This window comes from Catenulispora pinistramenti (assembly GCF_018274385.1).
Classification (GTDB): domain Bacteria; phylum Actinomycetota; class Actinomycetes; order Streptomycetales; family Catenulisporaceae; genus Catenulispora; species Catenulispora pinistramenti.
The window spans coordinates 1-24,542 of the sequence record NZ_JAAFYZ010000106.1 but is presented as its reverse complement, the minus strand read 5'-3'; the positions used below and the strand labels follow the sequence as shown (position 1 = coordinate 24,542).

General features: G+C 71.2%; 23 protein-coding genes. 20 read left to right on the top strand and 3 right to left on the bottom strand.

What is annotated here, in order from left to right; genetic code table 11:
* The first annotated feature begins 42 nt into the window (after nt 1–42).
* Both KGQ19_RS27140 and KGQ19_RS52095 read left to right on the top strand, forming a co-directional pair.
* Nucleotides 43–1,329 (top strand): RNA polymerase sigma factor, encoded by a 1,287-nt coding sequence (locus KGQ19_RS27140; RefSeq protein ID WP_212013556.1) that lies wholly within the window; start codon nt 43–45, stop codon nt 1,327–1,329.
* 130 nt (nt 1,330–1,459) lie between these two features.
* Entirely contained in the window at nt 1,460–4,375 is a 2,916-nt protein-coding gene (locus tag KGQ19_RS52095) for a BACON domain-containing protein (RefSeq protein ID WP_212013554.1), read from the top strand.
* A gap of 172 nt (nt 4,376–4,547) precedes the next feature.
* Here the strand turns inward: KGQ19_RS52095 and KGQ19_RS27130 are convergent, their stop codons facing one another.
* Nucleotides 4,548–5,291: a DUF3109 family protein gene (locus KGQ19_RS27130; RefSeq protein WP_212013552.1), complete on the bottom strand. Its 744-nt coding sequence runs from the start codon at nt 5,289–5,291 to the stop codon at nt 4,548–4,550.
* 59 nt (nt 5,292–5,350) lie between these two features.
* Between KGQ19_RS27130 and KGQ19_RS27125 the strand changes: the two genes are divergently transcribed.
* The 9 genes from KGQ19_RS27125 (at nt 5,351) to KGQ19_RS27085 (ending at nt 14,734) form a co-directional block, all read left to right on the top strand.
* Entirely contained in the window at nt 5,351–6,280 is a 930-nt protein-coding gene (locus KGQ19_RS27125) for a Ppx/GppA family phosphatase (RefSeq protein ID WP_194895553.1), read from the top strand.
* Between the two features lie 5 nt (nt 6,281–6,285).
* Nucleotides 6,286–7,203 (top strand): sugar phosphate isomerase/epimerase family protein, encoded by a 918-nt coding sequence (locus KGQ19_RS27120; protein ID WP_212013550.1) that lies wholly within the window; start codon nt 6,286–6,288, stop codon nt 7,201–7,203.
* 21 nt (nt 7,204–7,224) lie between these two features.
* On the top strand, nt 7,225–7,989 hold the full coding sequence (locus KGQ19_RS27115) for a class I SAM-dependent methyltransferase (protein ID WP_212013543.1): 765 nt from the start codon (nt 7,225–7,227) through the stop codon (nt 7,987–7,989).
* A 154-nt stretch (nt 7,990–8,143) separates the two neighbouring features.
* Entirely contained in the window at nt 8,144–9,073 is a 930-nt protein-coding gene (locus KGQ19_RS27110; protein ID WP_212013541.1) for a proline dehydrogenase family protein, read from the top strand.
* Nucleotides 9,074–9,120: 47 nt separating this feature from the next.
* The gene (gene proC, locus KGQ19_RS27105; protein ID WP_212013534.1) at nt 9,121–9,927 is read left to right on the top strand and encodes a pyrroline-5-carboxylate reductase; all 807 of its coding nucleotides are present in this window, start codon (nt 9,121–9,123) and stop codon (nt 9,925–9,927) included.
* Between the two features lie 104 nt (nt 9,928–10,031).
* The gene (locus KGQ19_RS27100) at nt 10,032–10,553 is read left to right on the top strand and encodes a SigE family RNA polymerase sigma factor (protein WP_212013532.1); all 522 of its coding nucleotides are present in this window, start codon (nt 10,032–10,034) and stop codon (nt 10,551–10,553) included.
* Entirely contained in the window at nt 10,553–11,500 is a 948-nt protein-coding gene (locus KGQ19_RS27095) for a hypothetical protein (protein ID WP_212013530.1), read from the top strand. The genes KGQ19_RS27100 and KGQ19_RS27095 overlap by 1 nt, the downstream gene beginning before the upstream one ends.
* Nucleotides 11,501–11,565: 65 nt before the next feature.
* Complete coding sequence (locus KGQ19_RS27090; RefSeq protein WP_212013522.1) at nt 11,566–12,963, top strand: CoA transferase; 1,398 nt, start codon at nt 11,566–11,568, stop codon at nt 12,961–12,963.
* A gap of 157 nt (nt 12,964–13,120) precedes the next feature.
* Nucleotides 13,121–14,734: a purple acid phosphatase family protein gene (locus KGQ19_RS27085; RefSeq protein WP_212013520.1), complete on the top strand. Its 1,614-nt coding sequence runs from the start codon at nt 13,121–13,123 to the stop codon at nt 14,732–14,734.
* Between the two features lie 159 nt (nt 14,735–14,893).
* Here the strand turns inward: KGQ19_RS27085 and KGQ19_RS27080 are convergent, their stop codons facing one another.
* Both KGQ19_RS27080 and KGQ19_RS27075 read right to left on the bottom strand, forming a co-directional pair.
* Nucleotides 14,894–16,036 carry an SPFH domain-containing protein gene (locus tag KGQ19_RS27080; protein WP_212013518.1) on the bottom strand — a complete coding sequence of 381 codons (1,143 nt, stop codon included), beginning with the start codon at nt 16,034–16,036 and terminating at the stop codon, nt 14,894–14,896.
* Nucleotides 16,037–16,073: 37 nt separating this feature from the next.
* Nucleotides 16,074–16,325: an NfeD C-terminal domain-containing protein gene (locus tag KGQ19_RS27075; RefSeq protein ID WP_212013505.1), complete on the bottom strand. Its 252-nt coding sequence runs from the start codon at nt 16,323–16,325 to the stop codon at nt 16,074–16,076.
* A gap of 71 nt (nt 16,326–16,396) precedes the next feature.
* Here KGQ19_RS27075 and KGQ19_RS27070 point away from each other — a divergent pair, with 71 nt between their 5' ends.
* The 9 genes from KGQ19_RS27070 (at nt 16,397) to KGQ19_RS27030 (ending at nt 24,416) form a co-directional block, all read left to right on the top strand.
* Complete coding sequence (locus tag KGQ19_RS27070; RefSeq protein WP_212013504.1) at nt 16,397–17,635, top strand: MFS transporter; 1,239 nt, start codon at nt 16,397–16,399, stop codon at nt 17,633–17,635.
* Complete coding sequence (locus tag KGQ19_RS27065; RefSeq protein ID WP_212013502.1) at nt 17,632–19,029, top strand: efflux RND transporter periplasmic adaptor subunit; 1,398 nt, start codon at nt 17,632–17,634, stop codon at nt 19,027–19,029. Before KGQ19_RS27070 ends, KGQ19_RS27065 begins: the two co-directional genes overlap by 4 nt.
* A gap of 3 nt (nt 19,030–19,032) precedes the next feature.
* Nucleotides 19,033–19,728: an ABC transporter ATP-binding protein gene (locus KGQ19_RS27060; protein ID WP_212013500.1), complete on the top strand. Its 696-nt coding sequence runs from the start codon at nt 19,033–19,035 to the stop codon at nt 19,726–19,728.
* Nucleotides 19,725–20,909: an ABC transporter permease gene (locus KGQ19_RS27055; protein ID WP_212013498.1), complete on the top strand. Its 1,185-nt coding sequence runs from the start codon at nt 19,725–19,727 to the stop codon at nt 20,907–20,909. Before KGQ19_RS27060 ends, KGQ19_RS27055 begins: the two co-directional genes overlap by 4 nt.
* Nucleotides 20,910–20,977: 68 nt before the next feature.
* Nucleotides 20,978–21,793 (top strand): phosphatase, encoded by an 816-nt coding sequence (locus tag KGQ19_RS27050; protein ID WP_212013496.1) that lies wholly within the window; start codon nt 20,978–20,980, stop codon nt 21,791–21,793.
* 154 nt (nt 21,794–21,947) lie between these two features.
* Nucleotides 21,948–22,172, top strand: coding sequence for a helix-turn-helix domain-containing protein (locus KGQ19_RS27045; RefSeq protein WP_194895572.1), 225 nt, complete (start codon nt 21,948–21,950; stop codon nt 22,170–22,172).
* A gap of 138 nt (nt 22,173–22,310) precedes the next feature.
* The gene (locus KGQ19_RS27040) at nt 22,311–22,412 is read left to right on the top strand and encodes a 30S ribosomal protein bS22 (protein WP_015796886.1); all 102 of its coding nucleotides are present in this window, start codon (nt 22,311–22,313) and stop codon (nt 22,410–22,412) included.
* Nucleotides 22,413–22,441: 29 nt separating this feature from the next.
* A complete protein-coding gene (locus tag KGQ19_RS27035; RefSeq protein WP_212013494.1) occupies nt 22,442–23,431 on the top strand; it encodes an NAD-dependent epimerase/dehydratase family protein in 990 nt (329 codons plus the stop codon).
* A 1-nt stretch (nt 23,432) separates the two neighbouring features.
* Complete coding sequence (locus tag KGQ19_RS27030; protein WP_307856519.1) at nt 23,433–24,416, top strand: lysophospholipid acyltransferase family protein; 984 nt, start codon at nt 23,433–23,435, stop codon at nt 24,414–24,416.
* Nucleotides 24,417–24,542 lie beyond the last annotated feature (126 nt).

Genomic DNA, 24,542 nt, shown 5'->3' with positions numbered 1-24,542 from the left:
CCACTGGCTAGACGTCACTCGAATGGCTTAAATTCTGAGGCCGTGACGGATCGCGAAATGGTGACGGCGCTGCGCGCGGGGGATCAGCTCGCCATCGGGCAGATCTATGACACATACGGCGCACGCTTGTACGCATATTGTTATGACCTGCTCGCCGACCACGAGCTGGCCGCCGACGCGCTCCGGGACGCGTTCATCGTCGCCAACAACCGGATCCGCGAGCTGGGCAACCCGGACGAACTGGGAGCCTGGCTCTACGCGCTCAGCCGCGCCGAGGCGCTGCGCCTGGGCGTCTCCGACGACATCCCGGCCGACGCCGCGCAGGGCACCCGCAACGACCGGTTCGCCCGGGCCGCGCTCGACGTCTACGCGATGCTGCCGCCGGAGACCCGGGAAATCCTCGACCTGGCCTTCCGGCACCGGATGGTGGACGGCGACCTGTCGCTGGTCATGGACATGACCGAGGAACAGATCGGGCAGGTGGTCCAGGACGCCCAGGAGGACCTGGAGAACGGTCTGACCGCGGTGCTGGCCAACCGGGTCGGCGACCCGCGCTGCGCGGAGATCGCCGAGCTGGGCAAGCGCTTCGACCGGCTGGACGGCAAGGCCGTGGACCCCTGGCTGGACTCGGTCTCCCGGCACGTGAAGGCCGACCAGGCCTGCGCCGACCACATCGAGAACCGGCGGCCGCTGCGGCTGTTCGAGGAACTGCCGCACGCCTTCGTGCCGCCCGGGGTGCGGGCCCGGGTGCTGGACACCCTGCGCGACCCGGCCGGGGCGGCGTTCTGCCAGCGGATCGCGAGCCGGGCCGGCGACTTCGACGAGTCCGGGTTCCCGACCGGCGGCGGCAAGTCCAAGGCCGGCGGCGCGCGCAAGCTGCTGCCGATCTTCGGCATCGTCGCGGTGGTCGCGGTGGTCGGCGGCGTGGCGTACGCCGTGGTCGGCGGGGGCGGCGGCTCGGGCGGCTCGGCCGGGAACGGGACGACCTCGTCCGTGTCGAGCACGACGTCCGACACCAGCAGCGCGGCGGCGAGCACCACGGCCGGTGCCTCGGCGACGCCGTCGACCCAGCAGGCCACGGACTCGGCGACGGGCTCCTCGGCCAACGGCGGCGTGCCGACCGGCGGGTCGGGCTCGGACACCGGGTCGACGCACCACACCTCGTCGTCCTACCGCCACACCACCTCCTCGTCGTCCGAGCACAGCTCCACGCCGAGCAAGAAGCCGAGCACGAGCAGCGCGTCGAGCACCCCGTCGGAGTCGGTCCCGACCGGCCCCGGGCTGCCCAGCAACACCGACACCACCCCGAGCACCACCTCCTCCAGCTGAACCCTCCCGCGTCACTCTGCCGGGTGACGCGGGAGTTTGGTCACGGCCCGGGCTGCAGAACCCCTCGAAGGGGGCAACCTGGGCCGATTCCACTGATCAGCGCACCGACCCATGTCTAACGTCGACTGGTGTGAAGGACCACGACTCGAACGCCACGGATCCCCTCGATCCCGCGGACCCGGTGAACCGGGACAGCGTCTCCGACAGCTGGGGGCGCGCGGCGGCCTACGACGCCTACGCGGACGGTCTGCACACCTACGCCCTGGGCGGCCTGCGCCACCACGAGGCCGCGTCCTCGGCGGTGTACTGCGCCTTCGTCGCGGCCGACCACCATGTGGCGCATCTCGGGGACGCCGAGATGCTGCGGCCTTGGCTCTACGCGATCACACGGCACTTCTGCCGGACCGGGAAGCTGCCGCGGATGCGGCTGACTGCCTCCTCGGCGCCGGCCTCGTCTGCGCCGGCTCCGGCATCGGCCCCCAAAGACGCGGCGATGGCCGAGCTGGAGCGCACGCTGCTGTCGGCGGAGCTGGCGTCCCTGGACTGGCCGGACACCGACGGCCTGAGCGGCGCGCACCGCGAGATGCTGGAGCTGTCGGTCCGGCACGGGATGGAGAGCCGCGCGGTCGGGATGATGCTCGGCAAGCCGGCGGCGGAGTCGTTCGAGCTGCTGTCCCAGGCCTGGCACGAGCTTGAGCGCTCGCTGGCCGCACTGGCCCTGCTGCGCACCTCCCGCCGGCACTGCCCGGAGCTGGCAACGCTGGCCGAAGGCTGGTCCGGCCGGCTCACCGCGCAGCGCCGCGAGCCGCTGGTGAGGCACGTCGACGCCTGCTCCCGCTGCCAGTACCACCTGCACAAGGAGATCGGGGCACCGCAGGCCCCCTCGATCCTCCCGCACGTCCCGGCGCCCAAGGCCCTGCGCGAGCGAGTCCTGGGCGACCTGCTGGACACCACCGGCGAGAAGGCGGCGGAGAAGGCCGCGATCGCCACCCGCCTGTCCCGCTTCGACGCCTTCGGCTTCCCGGCGATAGCGACGCCGCGGCCCCCGCAGCCGCGGCCCCGCACCGCCACCCCGATGCCGGTGGAACGCCGCCCACGCCGCCTCGGCGCCCTCCTGGCCGGCCGTGTCTCCTCGGCCGCCGCCGAAGCCGTCGTCGGCGAGGTGGCATCGGCGCCGGAGCGATTAGGCATGTCGGCCTCCGCGTCCCCGGACGCGAAGCAGCCGGCGAACACGCTGACCGAGAGAAGTGGTTCCGATGATGTTGCTGTGACCGCCGGAACCGAACGGCGCCGCTGGCTGCGCCGAGCGTCGGCGGAACTGGACGAGGTCCCGATCGCGCCGCGCCGGGGGCTGGCAGCGGGTGTCGGCGCCGCGGGGGTTGCCGGGGCCGCGGGGGTTTTCGAGGGTGGGACTGAGCGAGCTCGCGGACCGCAGGGGACTGAGGTGCTTCCGGGGCTCGGCGCGCAGGTGCGCGAGTCGATCGCCGCGAGTGAGCCCGATCGATCCGGTGCCCCCGGCGGCTCCTTCGCCGATGCCGCCACCGATTTCGCGGCCCAGGCGACCGAAGTGCTCGCCGCGCTCCGCTCTGAGCCCTCTGAGTCCTCCGAATCCGCCTCCGACGACACCCTCGTCAACGCCCGGCGTCCCGGCGTCTTCGACGACGTCCGGCCGGTGCGGCCGCTGCCGTCCAGGGGCCCGGTGCCGCGCAACTCGGTGGCCGCGGCCGTCGAGGGGCGGCGGCGCGGGGTGGACGAGGCGCGGCGGGGGATGGCTCCGGTCGGTGACGCCTACGAGGCTGCCGCGGCCGTCGCCGCTTCGATGGCCGCCGGCGACGCGGCCGGGGCCCAGGTGCCGCCGATCGCGCCGGTCGGGATCATGCCGACCGCCGTCATGCCGCTGGGCATGGTGCCGGGGCGGCGCGCGCCGCGCGACGGCGCGCGGGGATTCCCGCGTCCGGCCGGAGTGGGGGCTCCGGTGGGGCCGGAGCCGCGGAAGCGGAAAGCGGGAGTCAAGTCCGCGCTGGCCAGCTCCGCTGTGCTCAGCGGGGTCGGGGCGGCCGGGGTGACGGCGTTCGTGTTGTTCGCGCCGTCGGCGCCGAGTGGCAACAAGGCGCTGTTCACGCCGCCGGAGCCCGGGGGCAACGGTGCGCAGACACCGGACTATCCGCGTCCCAGCTCCAGTCCGGACGCCGGGCCCGCGCTGCCGGTGGCCGGCAACGTGCACACCGGGCTGCCCGCCGGCGACGCCGTGACCGCGCAGGTGGTGGCGGCGGTGCTCCCGACCGGGGTCTCCTCCTCCCTGCCCGGTACGCCCGGCGCGACGAACGGCACCCCGGTCAACGGTCCGATCCAGCTGCCGTCGCAGACCGCGACCAGCTCGGCGCCGGACTCCGGCGGGCAGCTGCACATCAGCGTGTCGCAGCGCTCGAACGACCCCGCCGACGTGGACGTCACCCTCTGGAACTCCGGTACCGGCCCGGTCAGCTGGACCGCGACCCCCGACGCCCCCTGGCTCAGCCTCAGCGCGACCTCCGGCATGCTCGCCGGCGGCGGCCAGACCTCGATCCACGTGCTGGTGGACTCCTCGGCCGGGCCGAGCGGCCCGTGGACCGCGCACGTGCGCTTCGACCCGAGCGGCCAGATGGTCTCGATCAGCGGCGACGGCCACGGCGGCGGCGGCAGCACGCCGAGCGGTCCGCCCAGCAGCTCGCCGACTGGCGGGTCCAGCACTCCGTCCACGACCCCGAGCACCCCGCCGACGAGCAGTACCCCCAGCACGCCGCCGACCAGCAGCCCGAGCACGTCGCGCAGTTCGGCGTCGGCCCCGAGCAGCAGTGGAGGCTCGGATCCGCCATCGCGGGGCCCGAGTTCGCCTGGTTCACCGAGTTCGCCGAGCTCGGGCCCGCGCACGAGCTCCCCGCCGACCACGCAGCCCAGCGGTTCCGGAACCGGTACTCCGAGCGGCACCGATGCCTCATCGCAGCCCTCGACGACCCCCACCGGAACGCGGACCTCGCTGCCCGCCACGCCGCACCCGCAGCACTGATACCGCGGCCACCCAAGCCGCTCCGGCTCCCGCCGTGCCGGAGCACCCGGAAGGCGCTCGACGTGTCCCAGCCCGTCGAGCGCCTTCCGTTGTCAGCACAGCAGATTCAGTGTTGTCGGTCCGCGCGTTGGCGGTCCGTGCGCTATCGGTTCGTGAGCGGGTCAGGCCCGGCCTACGCCGGGTCGGCCGGATGCGGGGCCACCAGCACCCGCGAAGCGTTCCGCGCCTCACACATGCCGACCAGGACCTCGTAGGCCTTCTCGCCCATCATCTCGGTCAGCTCCGGACCGTAGGACACGTAGACCGGCTCGCGCCCGACGTGTGCCTCGGTCGCCCCGGTGCACCACCAGTTCAGGTCGTGCCCGCCGCCGCCCCAGCCGCGCCGGTCGTACTCGCCGATCGAGACCACCAGCACGTCGGTGCCGTCCGGCCGCTCGACCCGCTCGTAGGACCGGCGTACCGGCAGCTGCCAGCAGACGTCCGGCTTGGTGGTCAACGGATGCACGTCCTCGCGCAGTGCCAGCGCGTGCAACGCGCAGCCCTCGCCGCCGGCGAAGCCGGGCCGGTTCAGGAAGACGCAGGCGCCTTCGACGACCCGGGTCTGCTTGTCCCCGTCCTCATCCTTCTGAGTGATCCCGAGCTCCAGCCCGACCGACCGGAACTGCCAGGTCTCGTCGGTGAGTCGGTCAGCGGCCTTCTCGACCCGCTTGCGGTCGGCCTTGTCCGAGTAGTGCGCGCCGAGCGTGCAGCAGCCGTCGGAGGCCCGGCCGGGCCGGATCCCGCCACAGCCCGCACCCCAGATGCAGGTCCAGCGCGAGCACAGCCAGGTCAGGTCGGCTCGGTAGATTTGGGAGGGATTGTCGGGGTCGGTGAACTCAACCCACTCGCGGGGGAAGTCGAGCGATACTTCAGGCACCGCACAAGCCTAAGCGGTTGGCGCGCCCGGCCGTGGGAGGCCGGGTAACGTATCGCGATATGCGCCTCGGAGTGTTGGACGTCGGATCGAACACGGTCCACTTACTGTTGCTGGACGCGCACGCCGGGGCACACCCGATCCCGGCCTTCTCGCACAAGGTCGAGTTGCACTTGTCGCAGCTCACCGACGAGCAGGGTGCGATCGTCCCCAGCGGCATCGAGCGGTTGTGCCATGTCGTGGAGCACGCGCTGCGGGTGGCCGAGGACAAAGGCGCCGAGGAGATGCTGGCCTTCGCGACCTCCGCGGTGCGCGAGGCGGCCAACGGCGTCGAGGTGCTGGCCGCGGTCCGCGAGCAGACCGGCGTCAAGCTGGAGGTGCTGCCGGGCCCGGACGAGGCGAAGCTGACCTTCCTGGCCGTGCGCCGCTGGTTCGGCTGGTCCGCCGGCCGGCTGCTGGTGCTGGACATCGGCGGCGGCTCGCTGGAGATCGCGGTCGGCCTGGACGAGCTGCCGGACGTGATGGAGTCGCTGCCGCTGGGCGCCTCGCGGCTGACCCACGACCGTCTCAAGGGCGATCCGCCGGGCCCGGACCAGATCCGGGAGCTGCGCCGGTACGTGCGGCACGAGATCGCCAAGGGCGTCTCCCGGGTGGCCCGGGCCGGCCGTCCGGACCGGGTGGTGGTCACCTCCAAGACGTTCCGGCAGCTGTCCCGCATCGCCGGCGCCGCACCCTCGGCACAGGGCCTGTACGCCCCGCGCCAGCTGCGGGCCCGGGACCTGACCTCCTGGGTCCCGAAGCTGGCACAGATGTCGGCGGCCCAGCGCGCCGGCCTGCCCGGCGTCTCCGAGGGCCGGGCCGAGCAGCTGCTGGCCGGGGCCGTGGTCGCCGACGCCGCGTTCGACCTGTTCAACGTGGAGGTCGCCGACCTGTGCCCGTGGGCGCTGCGCGAAGGCGTGATCCTTCGGCGGCTGGACTCCCTTGTAAGCTGAGCGGCGTGACCTTCAGGACCGACAGCACCGGGACGACGGAGCAGGTCACCACACCGAAAGTGGGCCTGTCGACGTCCTCGGTGTACCCAGAACCGACCCGCTACGCCTTCGACGTGGCCACCCGGCTCGGCTACGACGGCGTCGAGCTCATGGTCTCGATCGACCCGGCGAGCCAGCACCCGGACAAGATCCTGGAATACATCGACCACTACCAGGTCCCGGTGTTGTCGATCCACGCCCCGACCCTGTTCTGGCTGAACCTGAAGCGGGTCTGGGGCTCGGACCCCTGGGAGAAGCTGCGCAAGTCCCGGGAGGCCGCCGAGCGGGTCGGCGCCAACGTCGTCGTGGTGCACCCGCCGTTCCGCTGGCAGCAGCCCTACGCCGAGGAGTTCTCGGAGGGCATCAAGCGCCTGAATCAGGAGTCGGAGATCCGGTTCGCGGTCGAGAACATGTACCCCTGGCGGGCCTCCACCCCCGACATCTTCGGCCGCCTCCCGCGCATCAAGGTGCCGCGCATGGAGCGCGAGGGCGAGGCCTACTTCCCCGGCTGGGACCCCACCGAGACCGGCTACGAGCACTACGTCCTGGACCTGTCCCACACCGCGACCGCCCGCAACGACGCGCTGGCGATGTACGAGCGGATGGGCGAGAAGCTGGTCCACCTGCACCTGGCCGACGGCACCGGGCAGAACAAGGACGAGCACCTGGTCCCGGGCCGCGGCAGCCAGCCCTGCCAGGAGGTCCTGGAACGCATCGCGCGCCGCGGCCTGGCCGGCGCCGTCATCCTGGAGGTGAGTACCCGCCGCGCGGAGAGCGAACTGCAACGCGAGGAAGACCTCCGCGAGTCCCTGGTCTACGCCCGCCGAGCCTTGGCGAGCGTGCGGGAAGAAGCCGAGCCGCGCGCTCTGCCGGTCTCGGAGTGAACGAACATTAGGGGAGTCCCGTTGGCCGAGTCATCGAAGTTCGACACCCTGGCGTCCGCCTACGCCAAGTCCCGTCCGACCTACCCCGAAGCGATCTTCGACGCGCTGCAGGACTTGTCCGGCCGCGCGCTGTCCGGTTCCCGGATCGCCGACGTCGGCGCCGGAACCGGCATCTCCTCCCGGCAGCTGCACGAGCGCGGCGCGACGGTGACCGCGGTCGAGTTGTCCGAGCCGATGCTGCGCCGGCTGGTCGCGCAGTCGCCGGGGGTCACCGCGGTCATGGGCAGCGCCAACGCCCTGCCGCTGCGCGACGGCTCGGTGGACTTCGTGACCTTCGCCCAGGCCTGGCACTGGGTGGACACCGAGCGCGCGGTCCCGGAAGTCCTCAGGGTCCTGAAGCCCGGCGGCGCGCTGGGCTGCTTCTGGAACATGCCGACCGCCGACGCCCCGTGGCGGCTCGGGTACAACGACCGGATCAGGGAACTGATCGGCGGCGAGCCCGACTACGGCAACGACAGCACCGCCCTGGACGCGGACCCGCACCTCGCCCTGGGCAGCCGCGCCGGCGAGTTGTCGGTGCGGGAGTTCCAGGCGCGGTGGTCGCGGCGGGTCCCGTTGGAGCACCGGATCACCAACATCATGTCGCGGTCGTATGTGAGCGATGTGGAGCCCGAGCGGCTGGCGGCGTTCTTGGACCGTGAGCGCGGGGTGCTGTTGAAGCACTTCCCGGACGCGATGGTGGTCGAGGAGTACACGACGTGGCTCGGGGTGGTGCGGCGGCCTTAGTCGCCGGGCCGCCGGGCCGCCGGGCCGCCGGGTTAGGGCCGTTCGACTCACGGACCCGGCTTCCATCGCCCGCGCGGCTCACCGGCCCGGCCGTCCGCCGCATCTGGTCCTAGGCTGGGCCTTCAGGCGTAGGAACGGTCGAGGAGGCTCTGCGGTGTTGCGTCGGACATTGCTGGCGGCGGCGGGCAGCGATCGCACTCGCGCCCTCATCGAGCGTTCTCCCGGCTCGCGGCAGATCGTGAAACGCTACGTCGCCGGTCCCGCCACCGACGACGCGGTCGCGGTGGCCGACGCCCTGATCGAGGACGGCCTGCTGGCCACCCTGGACCATCTGGGGGAGGACACCACCGACGCCAACCAGGCGATCCTGGTCAAGGAGGCGTACCTGCTGCTCCTGGAGCGGCTGGCGGCCGCCGGCCTGACCCCGCACGCCGAGGTCTCGGTCAAGCTCTCGGCCATCGGCCAGTCGCTGAGCAGCGACGGGGAGAAGATAGCGCTCGAACACGCGCACGCCATCTGCGAGGGCGCGCAGCGGGCCGGCAGCACGGTGACCTTCGACATGGAGGACCACACCAGCACCGACTCGACCCTGAAAATAGTCTCCGAGCTGCGGCGGGACTATCCGTCGGCGGGGCTGTGCCTCCAGGCCTACCTGCGGCGCACCGAGGCGGACTGCAAGGATTTCGCCACGCCGGACTCCCGGGTGCGCCTGGTCAAGGGCGCCTACCGGGAGCCGGAGTCGGTGGCGTACCAGACCACGCAGGACGTGGACCTGTCCTTCGTCCGCTGCATGCGCACCCTGATGGCCGGCGAGGGCTACCCGATGCTGGCCACCCACGACCCGCGGCTGATCGAGATAGGCGGCGCGCTGGCGGTGCGCAACGGCCGGGGCATCGGCAGCTACGAGTTCCAGATGCTGTTCGGGGTGCGGCCGCACGAGCAGAAGCGGCTCGCGGCGGCCGGCGAACGCATGCGGGTGTACGTGCCCTATGGGAGCGAGTGGTACGGCTACCTCATGCGACGATTGGCGGAGCGTCCGGCGAACCTCGGCTTCTTCGCGCGGTCGCTGCTCTCGAAGGACTGAGCCGGAGCGCCGAGCGGCGTCCGGCGGATGTGAGGAGACCGGACCCCATGACCCAGCGCGTCGCCGTCCTCGGCACCGGAAAGATCGGCGAGGCCCTGGTCTCGGGCCTGCTGCGGGCCGGAAAGCAGCCGGACGAGGTGCTGGTGACGGCCCGCCGCCCGGAACGCGCGGCCATGCTGCGCTCCACCTACGGCGTGGACGCGGTGAGCAACGCCGAGGCGGCGGCCAAGGCCGACACCCTGATCCTGATGGTCAAGCCGCAGGACATGGCCGCGCTGCTGGAGGAACTGGCCCCGCACGTCCCGGCCGGCCGGCTGGTGATCACCGGAGCCGCCGGCATCACCACCGGCTTCATCGCCTCCCGGCTGGCCGAGGGCGTCCCGGTGGTCCGGGTGATGACGAACACCCCGGTCCTGGTGGACGAGGCCATGTCGGCGATCTCGGCCGGCGCCCACGCCACCGAGGAACACCTGGCCCGCACCGAGGAGATCTTCGCCCCGGTCGGCAAGACGATCCGGGTGCCGGAGGCGCAGCAGGACGCGGTGACGGCGCTGTCCGGCTCCGGCCCGGCGTACTTCTACTACCTGGTCGAGGCCATGACCGACGCCGGGATCCTGCTCGGCCTGCCGCGCGCCGCCGCGCACGACCTGATCGTGCAGGCCGCGATCGGCGCCGCCGTGATGCTGCGCGACTCCGGCGAGCACCCGGTGAAGCTGCGCGAGGCCGTCACCTCCCCGGCCGGCACCACCATCTCCGCCATCCGCACCATGGAGGACCACGGGGTGCGGGCCGCGATGATCGCCGCGCTGGAGGCCGCGCGGGACCGGTCACGGGAGCTGGCTTCCGGTACCTGAGGTCTCTTCCGGCCCCTGAGGTGTCGGCGCGGTAGGAATCTTCGTCGCGATGCAGCGTCGGCGGTGAGTCGCTCCGTCCTACCACCAGAAGGGGAGGACGGACGATGCGGGCTTCTGCTGAGGCGGAGTACAAGGAATACGTCACGGCGCGCTCTCGCGCGTTGTGGCACACGGCCCACCTGCTGTGCGGCGACGCGCACCAGGCCGAGGACGTGGTGCAGACGGCTTTGCTGAAGCTGTACGTGGCGTGGCACCGGGTCGAGCAGGCCGAGAACCGCGACGCCTATGTGCGCCGGGTGCTGGTGCGCTGCGTCATCGACGAGAAGCGGCGCGGTTGGCGCCGTGAGCGGTCGGTGGACGTGGTACCGGAATCGGCGGCGCCGGAAGGTTCGGACATCGGGGAGCGGGACGCCGTTCTCCAGGCCCTGGCGCGGTTGGCGCCACGGCAGCGAGCCACTTTGGTGCTCCGGTTCTGGGAGGACTTGTCCATCGAGCAGACCGCGGATCTGCTCGACTGCTCGCCGGGCACCGTCCGTTCGCAGACCGCGCGGGGGCTGGCCACCCTGCGCGGAATCCTCCTCGACCAGCAGGCGACGGCCTCGGGCCGCGTGGCGAAGGAGTCGTGATGACAGGGTTCGGAGATCGGGACGAGGAGTACGGGCTCTCTGCAACTGGGGGAGTGAGCGGGGAGGAGCACGCGGCACAGACGCGGGCATGGTTGGCGCAATCCGTCGGCGAAACCCGGCCGCGCCTCGGGTTCACCGCCGAGGACCTGGTGCTCGGCGGTCGGCGAAAGGTGCGGCGCCGCCGCGTGGCCGCTGCGCTGGCGAGTACGGCTTCGGTCGCCGCGGTGGCTGTCGCCGTGACGGCGTTCGCCGGTGGCGGCGGATCTCAGGTCGTCGCCGGGACGGGCGCCACGCCGACGGCGGTGTCGGGTTCGTCGAGTTCGCCGACCACGGCGCAGGGCTCGAAGTCGCGGTCGGACCAGGCCGCGTACGCGGTGTTGGCGAAGCTGTTCGGCGAGCTCGATCCGGGCGGGAAGCATCTGACGTCCACCCAGCCACCGCTCTCGGTGACGAACATGGGCGGCTCGTGCGACACCGAGTCGCAGCTTGAGGATGGCTACAGCTTCACGGAACAGTGGACTGTGGACGGCCGGCCCGCGATCCCACGCAAGAACAACGACTCAACACCGGTAGTGCAGGTGACAGTGCTCGTGACGGCCGCCAGTCAACAGCAGGACATGTTCGGTGTCTGGGGCGGTGTCCAGGAGAGCTGGGGCCCGATCGCCAAAACGACACTGCCCGACGGGTCAGTGCTTCAGACCGGGACGGCCGCCAACGGACACTATGTGCAGGCGGTTCGCACGCTGACGGACGGCAGGCGGATCATCGCTTACGCGATCGACGGTTCAGTCCGTGGAGTGGGGGCGGACAAAACGGTCCGGCCCACGGATCCGTTCCCCTACACCGCCGACCAACTGGGCCAGATCGTCGCGGGGTCGTCGCTGCCGCTGCCGTTCGCGAACGGCTACCAGCCCCCTATGGACTGCGGTCCCAATCCGCCGAGTTAGGCACCGCTGCGCAAAACCGGCGGCCCGGGTCTTCGTGACCCGGGCCGCCGTTTTAGTGTGGGGGCATGGATGATCTCGGTCTGCCGTCGGTGTTCCGGGTGGGGGAGTTCGCGGCGTGGACGGTGACGGCCGCCCACGCTCAGGCGGCGGCGTTCTTCGCCGCGCGCAACGGGCTGAGCGCGCCGCCGGAGGTCCGGGTCGGCGTGCGGGAGGCGGCGATCGCGTTCCGGAGTGAGCGCTACCTTCGGGTGGACGGCGAGGCGGCGTTCGAGTGGGCGCCGTTGTCCGGGGATTACGAGGCGGCCGACGGCTGGGTGCGCCTGCACTGCAACTTCGAGCACCACGCGGCGATCGCGTGCCGGGTGCTCGGGGTGCCGCAGGAGCGGGACGCGGTGGCGGCCGCGGTGCGGCGGCGCGGGCGGTTCGAGCTGGAGGACGCGATCGCGCAGGCCGGTGGTGTGGCCGCGGCGATGCGGACGCGCGAGGAGTGGTTGGCGCATCCGCAGAGCGCGGTGGTTGCGGGGCGGCCGGTGGTGGCGATGGCGCCGCTGGGCGGTGGGGAGGTCTTCGCGGCTGACTGTGGGGTCGCCGGTGGGACCGGTGGGACCGGTGGGATTGGTTCTGTTGGTTCTGCTGGCCTGGCTGGTGCGGGCGGGTCGGGCCCGGCCGGCGGTGCGGCAATCACCAACCGCGAGCTCGTTCCCAGCTCACGGCCGCTGTCCGGCATCCGGGTCCTCGACCTGACCCGCATCATCGCCGGTCCCAACGCCGGTCGGGTGCTGGCCGGCCACGGCGCCGACGTCACCATGGTCCGCTCGCCGCTGCTGCCCACGATCCGCGGCCTGGACCTGGACCTGAACGTCGGCAAGGCCCTGCGTTTCCTCGACTTGCGTACCGACGCGGGCCACGCCGCGTTCCTGGACCTCGTCCGGGACGCCGATATCGTGCTTCAGTCCTACCGTCCCGGCGCGCTGGCCAAGCTCGGCCTCGGCCCCGCCGATCTGGCCGCGGTCAACCCGAACCTGGTCCACGTCTCCATCTCCGCCTACGGCGCCGACGGGCCGTGGGATGGCCGTCGCGGCTTCGACTCGCTGGTGCAGATGGCCACCGGCATCGCCGAGGAGGGGATGCGGGCGGCGGGCGCCGAGCGTCCCGTGCCGTTGCCCGCGCAGGTCTTGGACCACGGTGCGGGCTGGCTGGCGGCGGCCGGGGCGATCGAGGCACTGCGTCGGGGCGGCGGTTTGGCGGTCGATGTCAGCCTCGCCGGTGTCGGTCACGCGGTGGACAGCCTCGGCCGCCTCGATCCGGCGGTCGGCCTGGCGGTTCCGGACCCGGCGCTGTCCGACGTCGAAGATCTGCTGCTGCGTGAGCCGAGTGCGGTCGGAGAGCTGACTCGCGTGCGGTTCCCCGGGTCTGTGGCGGGGGCCGCGCTCGGCTGGTCGGGGCCGCCTCCGCTCGGATGATTTCTGATTTCTGTTTACTGGTCGCCGGTCGCCGGTCGCCGGTCGCCGGTCGCCGGTCGCGCGTCGCCCGTCGCCGACCGTGGTTCGGGGGAAGCTTCGCCTTCTGCTCATCGGGTGTTCACTCGCCGGGGTCAGCCCTCTGGCTAGCGTCCCCGGCATGACCGATCGGATGCCCGTCGACCGTCGTACCGCTCTGCTCGCCGCCGGGACCGCCGGCGCCGCGCTCGCCGCGTCCCCGCTGCTGGCTTCGCCGGCCGCCGCCGCGGCCACCACCGAGGCCGCCTCCGGGCCGAGTTCGGCCCCGGCTCCGTCCGGTTCCCCTTTGCTGCTCACCACTCCCGGCGCGCTCGGTGCGCCGCCGGTCGACGGCCTGCACCTGACGTTCGGTGCGGATCCGACGTGCGAGATGTACGCCTCGTGGACCACCACGGCGCCGGTGCGCCGGCCGCGGGTGCGCTTCGGGAGCCTCGAGGGCGGGCACGGCAACACAGTCCAGGCCGAGACCCGCACGTACACCGACGGCGCTTCGGGGCGCGAGGTGTACGTCCATCACGCGCAGATCGGCGGCCTGCGCCCGGACTCCACCTACGTCTACAGCGCCCTGCACGACGGCGTCCTGCCGGACTCGGCCGCCTTCCGCACCGCGCCGTCCGGCCGCAAGCCGTTCACCTTCACCAGCTTCGGCGACCAGGCCACGCCCGGCACGACCTGGGCGGCGGCCTCCGGCGGCGGCTTCACCTCGGTCCCGGCCACCATCGCCACCCCGGCCGCGGCCGACATCGTCGCCGGTGTGGAGCAGGTGGCACCGCTGTTCCACCTGCTCAACGGTGACCTGTGCTACGCCAACATCAACCCGGACCGGCTGCGCACCTGGGACTCGTTCTTCCAGAACAACACCCGCTCGGCCCGCTTCCGGCCCTGGATGCCCGCCGCCGGCAACCACGAGAACGAGAAGGGCAACGGCCCGCTGGGTTTCTCGGCCTTCCAGACCCGCTTCGCCCTCCCGGCCAACGGCGAGGACGCCGAGTTCGCAGGCCTCTGGTACGCCTTCACCGTCGGCTCGGTCCGCTTCGTGGTCCTGCAGAACGACGACGTGGCGCTCCAAGACGGCGGCGACACCTACGTCAGCGGCTACAGCGCCGGCCGCCAGCGTGCCTGGCTGGAGCGCACCTTGAAGGCCGCCCGCCGCGACGACCGCATCGACTGGATCGTGGTCTGCATGCACCAGGTGATCGTCTCCAGCTCCGACGCCAACGGCGCCGACATCGGCATCCGCGAGCAGTGGGGCCCACTGTTCGACAAGTACGAGGTGGACCTGGTCGTCTGCGGCCACGAGCACGACTACGAACGCTCCCACCCGGTCCGCGGCGTGATCTCCGGCAGCCAGACCCTGACCCCCAACCCGGTGTCCACGGACACCAACAACATCGACACCTCCAAGGGCACCGTCCACATGGTCCTCGGCGGCGGCGGCACCTCCAGCCCCAGCAACCAGAAGTTCTTCGCGGGCAGCAAGGCAAAGGTGCTGATGGGCGTCGGCGCGCCCGTGAACGGCAAGAAGACGCCGACCTACGTCTTCGAGGACGCCCCCTGGATCGGCGTCCGCGACGAGCAGCACCCCTACGGCTTCGCCGCGTTCGACGTGGACCCGGGCACCCACGCCGGCGGCCAGACGCGGATCCACGTGACGTACTACGTGGTCTCGCAGCCGGACGGGAAGATCGCTCCGCTGGAGACCTTCACGCTGAGCCGGATGCGGAGCGACGGCTGAGGCGGCGCCGCGGGATCAGCTTTGGACGATCTCGATACCGGTGAACGTCATGAGCCCCCCAAGCCGACAGCCTGACTGCTCAGGCTACTGACTCAGGGGGCTCACGTACTTCGCTTCGCGCACCGCGAGCGCGGCCGGCAGCGGCCGCGCCTGCGGCGCCTACTTCCCGTTGTCGATCTGCACCCGCTCGATGACCTGCGGCTTGACCCCTTCCTTGCCGGTCTCCTCGCTGAGGCCCTTCTTCACCGAGTCCAGGATCGCCAGGCCCTGCCCGACCAGCCCGGCCGCGATCTCCGACAGGCCGTCGGCACCGTTGAGCACGTTGATGTTCGCGCCGTTCAGGCCGCCGGCGGCCTTCTCCACGATCAGCGGCAGCTGGTCGATGATCATGCGGTCCAGGGCCACGCGGTCGTAGCTGGCGGCGGCCTCGGCCTGCACGCGCATGCGCTCGGCCTCGGCGGCGGCGGTGATGCGGACCCGCTCGGCTTCGGCCTCGGCGGGCTTGACCACTTCGGCGACCAGTTCCTGCTGGCGGAGTTCGGCGTTGCGCTGGGCCAGCTCGGTCTGGGCCATCAGCACCTCCTGCTGGGCCTTGGCCTGGGACAGCGGGCCGGCCTGGGCCGCCACCGCCTGGGCCTGGTCGACCTCGGCCTTGTACTGGGCCTGCACGATCGCGGTGTGCCGGGCGTACTCGGCCTTGTTGCGCTCGGCCTCCTGCTGGGCCTCGACCGAGGCCTGGGTGGCCTGGGCCTGGGCGATCTGGGCCTGGCGCTGGATCGCGGCCTTGTGCGGGGCGGCCATGGCGTCGATGTAGCCGGTCTTCATGTCGTCGATCGACATGATCTGCAGCGAGTCCACGGTCAGGCCGATCTTGGCCATCTCGGACTTGGAGGTGTCCAGCACCTCCTCGGCCAGCTTCTGGCGCTCGGTGACGATCTCCTCGACCGTCATCGAGCCGATGATGGAGCGCAGGTGGCCGGCGAAGATGCGGGCGGTCAGCGTCGACATCTGGTTCTGGTCGGACAGGAAGCGCTGGCCGGCGTTGACGATGCTCTCGGTGTCGTTGCCGACCTTGAAGGCGATGACCGCGGTCACGGTCAGGGCGATGCCCTGCTTGGTCACGCAGGTCTCGGAGACCTCGGCCTCCTGCATGGACAGCGTCAGGAACCGGGTCTTGCGGAACACCGGGAGGATGAACTTGCCGTGGCCGGTGACGACCCGGAACGGGGCGCCGCCCTGCCCCCGGCGGCCGCCGGAGATGAGCATCGCCTGGTCAGGGGCGGGCACTCTGTAGCCGAACATGGTGGTCAGCCTTCTTCCCGTGAGCTGAGATGGATGTTCACAGCCTGTCCAGTTCGTCCAGCGGGTCGGTTTCCTCGGGGAAGGCGATGACGTCGACCGCGCGTTCCCCGCGAGACTCCACGACCAAGACTCGGGTGCCTTTCGCCAGCGGCTGCTCCGACCAGGCTAGAAACGCCTCGCTGCCACCCCGCACTCGCACCACCACCTCGCCGGGCCCCCGTTGGCCGCGCGTACCGACGTGCAACAAGCCCACGCATCCGATAACCGCGTCGTCTGGCACTTTCCGCACGTTACACCCGTGCCCGGACCTGGACCACGCAACCCCTTCCCAAGGAAGATCACGTCGCCTACGCTGCGGGCATGCCGCAGGTAGACCCGGGTGGTTTGACCCGGAACCGGATAGCGACTCACATCTTCTTCGGGGTGCAGGGCTTCGCCTTCTCGCTGCTCACCTCGAAGGTGTCGGTGATCCAGAAGCAGCTGCACGTCAGCGACGGTACGTTGTCCATCCTCCTGGCCCTGGTCCCGATCCTGGCCGGGGTCGGTTCGGTGCTGGCCGGGCTGGCGATGCGCTGGACGACCTCGGCCGCGGTGCTGCGGGTGGTGCAGCCGACGGTGGTCGCGGTGCTGGTGATCGTCCCGCACACCCGGAACCTCTACCAGGCGATGCCGGTCCTGATGCTGTTCGGGCTGGCCGTGGGCGCCGCCGACGCCACGATGAACATGCAGGCCTGCGGGCTGGAGCGGCGCTACGGCCGGTCGATCATCCTGGCGTTCTTCGGCGTGTGGGCGGCCGGGGCGATCGTCGGCTCGGCCTGGGGCGCGCTGGGCTCGGCGGCCGGCTGGCCCTTGAGCGTGACGTACCTGGTGGCCGCCGTGGTCGGGGTGGCCGCGACCCTGTACGCCGGGCCGATGCTGCTGAAGAACCTGCGCGACGAGACGGTCGTCAAGGACGCCGAGGGCAGGCTGCCCAGCATCCCGTGGCGCCCGATGCTGCTGCTGTGCGTGGTCATGACCCTGGCCTACATCGGCGAGTCCAGTGTCACCGCGGCCGGCAGCGACTACCTGACCAAGGGCCTGAAGTCCTCCGACACCTTCGGCGGCCTGGTGGTCGGCGCCTACACCCTGGGCCAGGTGCTCGGCCGGTTCCGCGGCGACCTGGCGGTCCAGCGGTTCGGCCCGGTGAAGGTGGTGCGGGCCGGCGCGGTCGTCTGCGCCGCCGGGTTCGCGGTCGTGGTCGCGGCGTCCGGCCCGTACATGGCGCTCGTCGGGTTCCTGATCGCCGGCTTCGGCCTGTCCCCGCTGGTGCCGCAGGCGTTCACGGCCGCCTACGCCAACGACCCGACCGGGTCCGGGGTGGCCGTCGCGCGCATCAACGTCTTCAACTACCTGGGCTTCCTGCTCGGCGCGCCTTTGGTGACCGGCCTGTGGGGAGCGGGGGTCACCCACCGGGAGGGCATGGCCGTCCCGATGGTGATGATCGCCGTGATCGTGCTGCTGGCCTACGCCTTCGATCCGCGGCGCGCGCCGAAGCCCGACGGTGGTCGGCAGACCCCGGCCGTGGGCGGCGCGGAAACGGTACCTACATTGGGGACGTGACCAAACGCGGCACGGTAATAACGGGGTTGGTTCTCAGTCCTCTACTCGTCGCCGGACTGAGCGCCTGTAGCAGCGGCACTCCTTCCGGGATCACCAAAGCGCCGGTGACGTACGGACCGGTCACCCAGATCGTCGAGGCGCCGGCGAGCGTGACGCCGAAGTCCCAGATCACGGTGGACGCCACGGCCGCCGGTTCGGTGGCGCAGCTGATGGTCGCCGACGGCCAGCACGTCACCGCCGGGCAGACGCTGCTGCGGATCGACTCGCCGGACGCGCAGGCGCAGCTGACCGCGGCGAAGGCGGCGGACGCGCAGGCGGCGGCGCAGGGCAAGAAGTCCTCGGGCGGGACGAGCGTCCTGGACTTCTCGCAGTCCGAGGAGGACGCCGACGCCAACGCGCAGAAGGCTTTCGACGCCGCGCAGGCCACCGCCGAGCAGATCGCGGATCCGGCGATCAAGGCGTCGATCCTGGAGCAGATCAGCAGTGCGCGTACGCAATACGCCACGGCGTCCTCCGACGTGCGGAACACCATCGCGAACTTCAACAACGGAGTGGCGTCGGCGTCGGACGTCCTCGGCTCTCTCGGCGATGCGCAGCGGACTCAGACACAGGCTGCCGTCGCTATAGCGCAGAAGACAGTGGACTCCCTCACTATTAAGGCCTCTATATCCGGGGACGTGTCACTGCGCAGCGGCGTCGGGGGAGCCAGCGCTTCGGGAGTGGACGTCTCTTCGCTCCTGTCACAACTCAGCGGGAGCCTGGGTTCTCTGGCCGGTGCGGCAGGAGGCAGTCTCGGATCGGATGCCTCCGGCGGGAGCACAGGCGGGAGCACGGATCCCGGGGACGACACCGTGATCACTCAGGGCTCGCCGGTGGACTCCGGCGCACCGCTGCTGGTCATCACCGACTCCTCGGTCCTGACGCTGACCGCCCAGGTCGACGAGACCTCGATACTTCAGGTCTCCCCGGGCATCACCGCGGACGTGCAACTGGACGCCGTGCCCGACGGGGACTACCCGGGGACCGTGATCTCCATCGACAGCCAGGGCCAGTCCTCCAGCCGGGGCGGCGTCACCTACCGGGTCCGGCTCTCGCTCGGGGCCGGCACGCTCGGCGACGGCTCGGCGGCACCGGTCCCGCGGCCCGGGATGAGCGCCGTGGCGGACCTGCAGGTGGCGAACAAACCGCACGTGCTCGCGGTGCCCTCGGCGGCGATCGTGCACGACGGGAACCAGGACACGGTGTGGCTGGTGACGTCGGGGGTCGCGCACCGGCACGTCGTCCGGCTCGGGGCGCAGGGCGACACCGCGGTGGAAGTGGCGTCCGGGCTGAACGCCGGGGACGTGATCGTGACTTCGGGGGCCGACAAGGTCCACGACGGGCAGAAGCTCTAGGACATGGCCGAAATCGAGGCGGTCGAGGTCACTCGCTCGTACCGCATGGACGGCGTTTCCGTGGATGCCCTGCGCGGGGTCTCCCTGACCATCGAAGAGGGCGACTACGCGGCGATCATCGGGCCCTCGGGGTCGGGCAAGTCCACACTGATGCACCTGCTCGGCTGCCTGGACCGGCCGACCACCGGCACGCTGCTGGTCGGGGGCCGCGACGTCGGCACGCTGGACGACAGTGAACTGGCCGAACTGCGGAACCAGACGATCGGGTTCGTGTTCCAGTCGTTCCAACTGCTGGCACGTACCACCGCTCTGGATAACGTCGCTCTGCCACTCGTCTATAGAGGAGTACGCAGAGCCGAACGCAGGAAGCGCGCAGCAGAGGCCTTGGATGCGGTGAACCTGGGACATCGGATAGGCCACAAGCCCACGCAGATGTCCGGCGGCGAACAGCAGAGAGTCGCTATAGCGCGCGCGCTTGTAGGGGAGCCCTCAGTGCTCCTCGCTGACGAACCCACAGGGAACCTCGACACGGTCAACGGTGACGAGGTGATGGGGATCCTGGAGCGGCTCAACAAGGAACGCGGAGTCGCGGTGGTCCTGGTGACCCATGAGGCGGACATCGCGGCGCGCGCCCGAAGAATCATCCGCGTGCGGGACGGCCTTATAGAAGCTGTGGCGGAAGCACCGGAGCCCTCATGAGAATCACCGAATCCTTCCGCGTCGCCTTCGACGCCCTGCGCGCCAACCGCCTGCGCTCCCTGCTGACCATGCTCGGCGTGGTGATCGGCGTCGCCGCGGTGGTCGTCCTGGTCGCCATCGGCGGCGGTGCGAAGCAGCTGGTCACCTCCGAGGTCGAGGGCCTGGGCTCGAACATCGTGTTCGTCGTGCCCGGCAAGTTCCAGATCGGCACCACCCCGGCCGTGTCCCGGCTCCAGCTCTCCGACGCCGACTACCTGAACCGGGTGCTCGGCCGGCCGGACGCCGTCGCCGTGGACCTGACCTCGGCCGAGGACCTGCGCGCCGGGACCAACACGTACTACGCGTCGGTCCAGGGCACCACGGCGAACGTGGTGGACGTCTTCGACCGCCCGCTGGCCGAGGGCCGCTACGTCTCCAAGGCGGACATCGCCACCGCGCGCCGGGTGATCGTCCTGGGCCCCGACGCCGCCGCCGCGCTGTTCCCGGACACCGACCCCATCGGCCGTCAGGTGTCGATGAGCGGCGTCGAGTTCCGGGTGATCGGGCTCTTCCAGGCCAAGGGCGGCGCCTTCGGGGTGAGCCCGGACACCGAGGTGCACATCCCGGTCACCGCCGCGCAGCGGCTGTTCGGCATGGACAACATCTCCGGCTTCGCGGTCAAGGCCGACACCCCCGGCGACGTGGACGCCGTCGGCGCCAAGCTGGTCGACGCGCTGAAACAGAAGTACCAGGGCGACGAGTTCACCGCGGTGTCCCAGACCGAGATCCTGGGCACCATCGGCAAGATCCTGTCGATGCTCACCCTGGTCCTGGCCGCGATCGCGGGCATCTCGCTGCTGGTCGGCGGAGTCGGGGTGTCCAACATCATGCTGGTCTCGGTCCGGGAGCGGACCAAGGAGATCGGTCTGCGCAAGGCCCTCGGCGCGCGACAGCGGGACGTCCTGTCCCAGTTCCTCTTAGAAGCCGTGATGCTGACAAGCATCGGCGGCGTAATAGGGATCGGGCTGGGGATCGGCGCGTCGGCCATCCTGTCCGCCTTCACCCCGCTGCCCGCCGTCCTCGCCTGGTGGTCCATCGTGCTCGCGTTCGGGGTGTCGGTCGCGGTCGGGGTGTTCTTCGGCGTGATGCCGGCGCGGCGGGCCGGGAGACTGGATCCGGTCGTCGCCCTGCGGACCGAATAGGTACTACGTGAATGTGATGTACGCACAATGAGCGGCGGTGATCCGTCTACGCGGGTTACCTTCTCCTCATGACCGCCGCCCCCACTCGCGACGAACTCCGCGACCACTTGTTGACGCACCGCATCGCCGGTGCGGTGGCGACACCGCGGGAGGACAACCTCCGGAAGTACGCGATGTTCGCCGAGCGGGACCCCTACCACCTGTTCGGGCTGGAGCCCGAGCGGGTGTGGACGCAGGGCGACGTCGTGAAGCTGATGGCCGACCGGGCCGGGGTGTCGGCGGACCCGAAGTACCGCTCCGGGCAGGACCACATCGACGTCGAGCTCACCCTGGACGCCCTGGACCGGTTCGCCGACCGGCTCGGGCAGGCCGGGGAGCTGCGGCAGCGGGTCCTGCTGGCCACCGGGCATCCCAGCACCCTGCTGGCCGTGCACCTGGCCTTCGCCGCCGGGCTGCGGGACGCCGGGTGCGAGGTGACGGAGGCCGGGGCCGGCTGGTCGTATCAGGCCTCGGCGCAGGTCGGCCGCAAGCGCCGGTCGATCGCCTACTTCGGCGGGGTCGGGGTGACGGCCGAGGGCGGTTCGCTGGTGCACACCCACTCCGCGCGCCCGATCCGGGCCGCGCTGGCCTCGCTGGCCGGGGACGGCGATCCGCTGCCGGACCTGGTGGTCGCCGACCACGGCTGGTGCGGCGGCGCGGGCCAGGCCGGGATCGACGCCATCGGGTTCGCCGACTCCAACGACCCGGCGCTGTTCGTCGGCGAGGCCGAGGGCGCGGTGCAGGTGGCCGTACCGCTGGACGACGGCATCGCGCCACGGCACTACACGCCCATGTCACGGTACGTACTCGCCCGGGCCGGGCTGACGGTGCGGCCCGAGGCCTGAACCCGTACCGGGGCGGGGCGTGTGCGGCGGGCCACAGCGGGTAAGCGGGTCCGCCCCAGCTGCCACAGTCCGCAAATCACACGAATGCCGCATCCTCTTCCCCATATGTATCATCCACCCCTATCCTCATAACATGGCTTCTGAGATATCCGACATGCACGGGAGCGCTCGCACGGGCGGCGACGCCGCGCGGCTCTCCGAGGTCAAGTTCCTCACGGTCGCCGAAGTCGCCCAGGTCATGCGGGTGTCCAAGATGACCGTGTACCGGCTGGTGCACAGCGGGGAACTGCCCGCGGTCCGGGTGGGCCGCTCCTTCAGGGTCCCCGAACAGGCGGTGCAGGAATACTTGCGCGACGCCTACGTGGCGGAGGGCCTTTAGTCCCTGGAAACCTTCCCCTGATCTTCCCCTGCGGCCCCCGCCGGACCCGGCGCCGATGGGCGTTTGGTCGCGGGGGCGGACGACCAGGTACTCTGGGCCAGTCGCGAATCCCCGTCACAAGTGAGCGAGGGCACCCGAGTGGGCTCAGTCATCAAGAAGCGCCGTAAGCGTATGGCCAAGAAGAAGCACCGCAAGCTGCTCAAGAAGACGCGTATCCAGCGTCGTAACAAGAAGAAGTAGCCGGCGCGCGTCGGGGGGTTGGCCGCGGCATGGCCGGTGCGGGTCGGACTCGGGCGGACGGGAAGTCGTCGTCCGGCGGCCCACGCGTGCTCGTGATCGGTGCGGACGGCCGTCTGGGGCAGTCTGTCGTCGAGGCTCTGCGGGCGCAGGGCCGGGCCCGGTTCGTAGCAGGCGCCGACGGGGCTGATGCCTCCGGCTCCCCCGCCATCGCCCGCCTCATCGCGGAGACGGACCCGGATACCGTGGTCCACCTGGGCCTGGAGCCCCGGCCCTCGCGTGCCGGCGGCCGGGCGGCGATGAAGGAACGCAACGTCATCGGGACCATGCAACTCCTGGCCGCCGCCTCCAAGGCGCCCGGCCTGAAGCGCCTGGTCGTCAAGTCCAGCGGAGCCGTCTACGGTTGCGCACCCCGCGATCCGGCCCTGTTCGCCGAGGACACGCCCCCGCACCAGCCCCCGACGTCCGGCTACGGCAAGGACGTGGCCGAGGCCGAGAGCTACGTGCGCGGTTTCGCCCGCCGCCGTCCCGACGTGGCGGTCTCTGTGCTGCGCTTCGCGCCCTTCGCGGGCCCCGGCGTGGCCTCCCCGCTGCTGGACTACCTCACGCTTCCCGTGGTCCCCACGGTCCTCGGCTACGACCCGCGCCTGCAGTTCGTGCACATCGACGACGCGGTCCAGGCCCTGGTCCTGGCCGCTGTGGGGGCCCACCCGGGCACCTACAACGTGGCCGGCGACGGCGCCTTGCCGCTGTCCCAGATCACCCGCCGCCTGGGCCGCCCGACGTTCCCGGTGGTCTCCTTCGGGGCCGGTTTCTTCGGCAGCCTGATCCGCCGGGCCGGCATCCTCGACTTCACCCCGGACCAGGTGGCCCTGGTGCGCTACGGCAGGGTCCTGGACACTGCCCGGGCGAAGGCCCGCCTAGGCTGGGAACCCGGGCACACCAGCGCGGACGCACTGCGCGCACACGCCGAAGCGGTCGGCCTGACGGCGATCGTCCCCGGCTGGACGAAGGGGTACTGAGGTGGACCAGACCGAACGTGCCTCGGAGGATCCGGACGCCGGCGACAACCGCGGCAGCGGCGACGTCGACGGCATTGGCAACAGCACTGGCAACGGTCACGCCGACGCCAACGGCAACGGCAACGGCAACGGCAACGGCACCGCCACCGGCTGGGAGGCAAAGGCCGCGGGCGCCCTGGCCTTCCTCCGCCGCCGGGTGACCGGCACCTACGAGGTAGACGAGTTCGGCTTCGACCCGGACCTCAACGACAACGTACTGATGGGCGTCCTGCGTCCGCTCTACGACAAGTACTTCCGCGTCGAGGTCTCCGGCATCGAGAACGTCCCGGCCGAGGGCGGGGCGCTGATAGTGGCCAACCACTCCGGCACGGTCCCGGTCGACGCGCTGATGACCCAGGTGGCCTTGCTGGACCACCACCCGGCCCGCCGCCACCTCCGGATGCTGGCCGCGGACCTGGTCTTCACCCTCCCGTTCGTCGGCGAGCTGTCCCGCAAGATGGGCCACACCCTGGCCTGCAACCCGGACGCCGAACGCCTGCTGCGCACCGGCGAGGTCGTGGCGGTCTTCCCCGAGGGTTTCAAAGGCGTGGGCAAGCCCTTCTCGCAGCGCTACCGCCTCCAGCGCTTCGGCCGGGGCGGCTTCGTCTCCGCGGCGCTGCGCACCGGCGTCCCGATCATCCCGGTGTCCATCGTCGGGGCCGAGGAGATCTATCCGAAGCTCGCCGATCTGAAGCCGCTGGCCCGGCTGCTCGGGCTGCCGTACTTCCCGATCACGCCGACCTTCCCGCTGCTCGGCCCGCTGGGGATGGTGCCGTTGCCGACCAAGTGGCACATCGCCTTCGGCGAGCCCATTCCGACGGCCGGCTACGACCCCGGCGCCGCCGACGACCCGATGTTGGTCTTCGACCTGACGGATCAGGTGCGGGAGACGATTCAGGACACGTTGTACCGGTTGCTTCTGCAGCGGCGGTCGGTGTTCTTCTAAGGGCTCGGCGATGGGGGTGTGTGCGCGATCACATGGCCGCGCATCCCTATCAGATGACGTGGACCCCCTGACCCCCGAACCCGGACGATAGACGCCGTCGCGCCTGCGGAGGGGGGGATCCCGGGG

What these genes read in the sequence shown, in the direction of transcription:
- KGQ19_RS27095 (WP_212013530.1), top strand. Translation starts at nt 10,553, where the DNA reads ATGACAGGGTTCGGAGATCGGGACGAGGAGTACGGGCTCTCTGCAACT.
- KGQ19_RS27055 (WP_212013498.1), top strand. Translation starts at nt 19,725, where the DNA reads ATGAGAATCACCGAATCCTTCCGCGTCGCCTTCGACGCCCTGCGCGCC.
- KGQ19_RS27060 (WP_212013500.1), top strand. Translation starts at nt 19,033, where the DNA reads ATGGCCGAAATCGAGGCGGTCGAGGTCACTCGCTCGTACCGCATGGAC.
- KGQ19_RS27050 (WP_212013496.1), top strand. Translation starts at nt 20,978, where the DNA reads ATGACCGCCGCCCCCACTCGCGACGAACTCCGCGACCACTTGTTGACG.
- KGQ19_RS27125 (WP_194895553.1), top strand. Translation starts at nt 5,351, where the DNA reads ATGCGCCTCGGAGTGTTGGACGTCGGATCGAACACGGTCCACTTACTG.
- KGQ19_RS27035 (WP_212013494.1), top strand. Translation starts at nt 22,442, where the DNA reads ATGGCCGGTGCGGGTCGGACTCGGGCGGACGGGAAGTCGTCGTCCGGC.
- KGQ19_RS27080 (WP_212013518.1), bottom strand. Translation starts at nt 16,036, where the DNA reads ATGTTCGGCTACAGAGTGCCCGCCCCTGACCAGGCGATGCTCATCTCC.
- KGQ19_RS27085 (WP_212013520.1), top strand. Translation starts at nt 13,121, where the DNA reads ATGACCGATCGGATGCCCGTCGACCGTCGTACCGCTCTGCTCGCCGCC.
- KGQ19_RS27090 (WP_212013522.1), top strand. Translation starts at nt 11,566, where the DNA reads ATGGATGATCTCGGTCTGCCGTCGGTGTTCCGGGTGGGGGAGTTCGCG.
- KGQ19_RS27045 (WP_194895572.1), top strand. Translation starts at nt 21,948, where the DNA reads ATGCACGGGAGCGCTCGCACGGGCGGCGACGCCGCGCGGCTCTCCGAG.
- KGQ19_RS27070 (WP_212013504.1), top strand. Translation starts at nt 16,397, where the DNA reads ATGCCGCAGGTAGACCCGGGTGGTTTGACCCGGAACCGGATAGCGACT.
- proC (WP_212013534.1), top strand. Translation starts at nt 9,121, where the DNA reads ATGACCCAGCGCGTCGCCGTCCTCGGCACCGGAAAGATCGGCGAGGCC.
- KGQ19_RS27100 (WP_212013532.1), top strand. Translation starts at nt 10,032, where the DNA reads ATGCGGGCTTCTGCTGAGGCGGAGTACAAGGAATACGTCACGGCGCGC.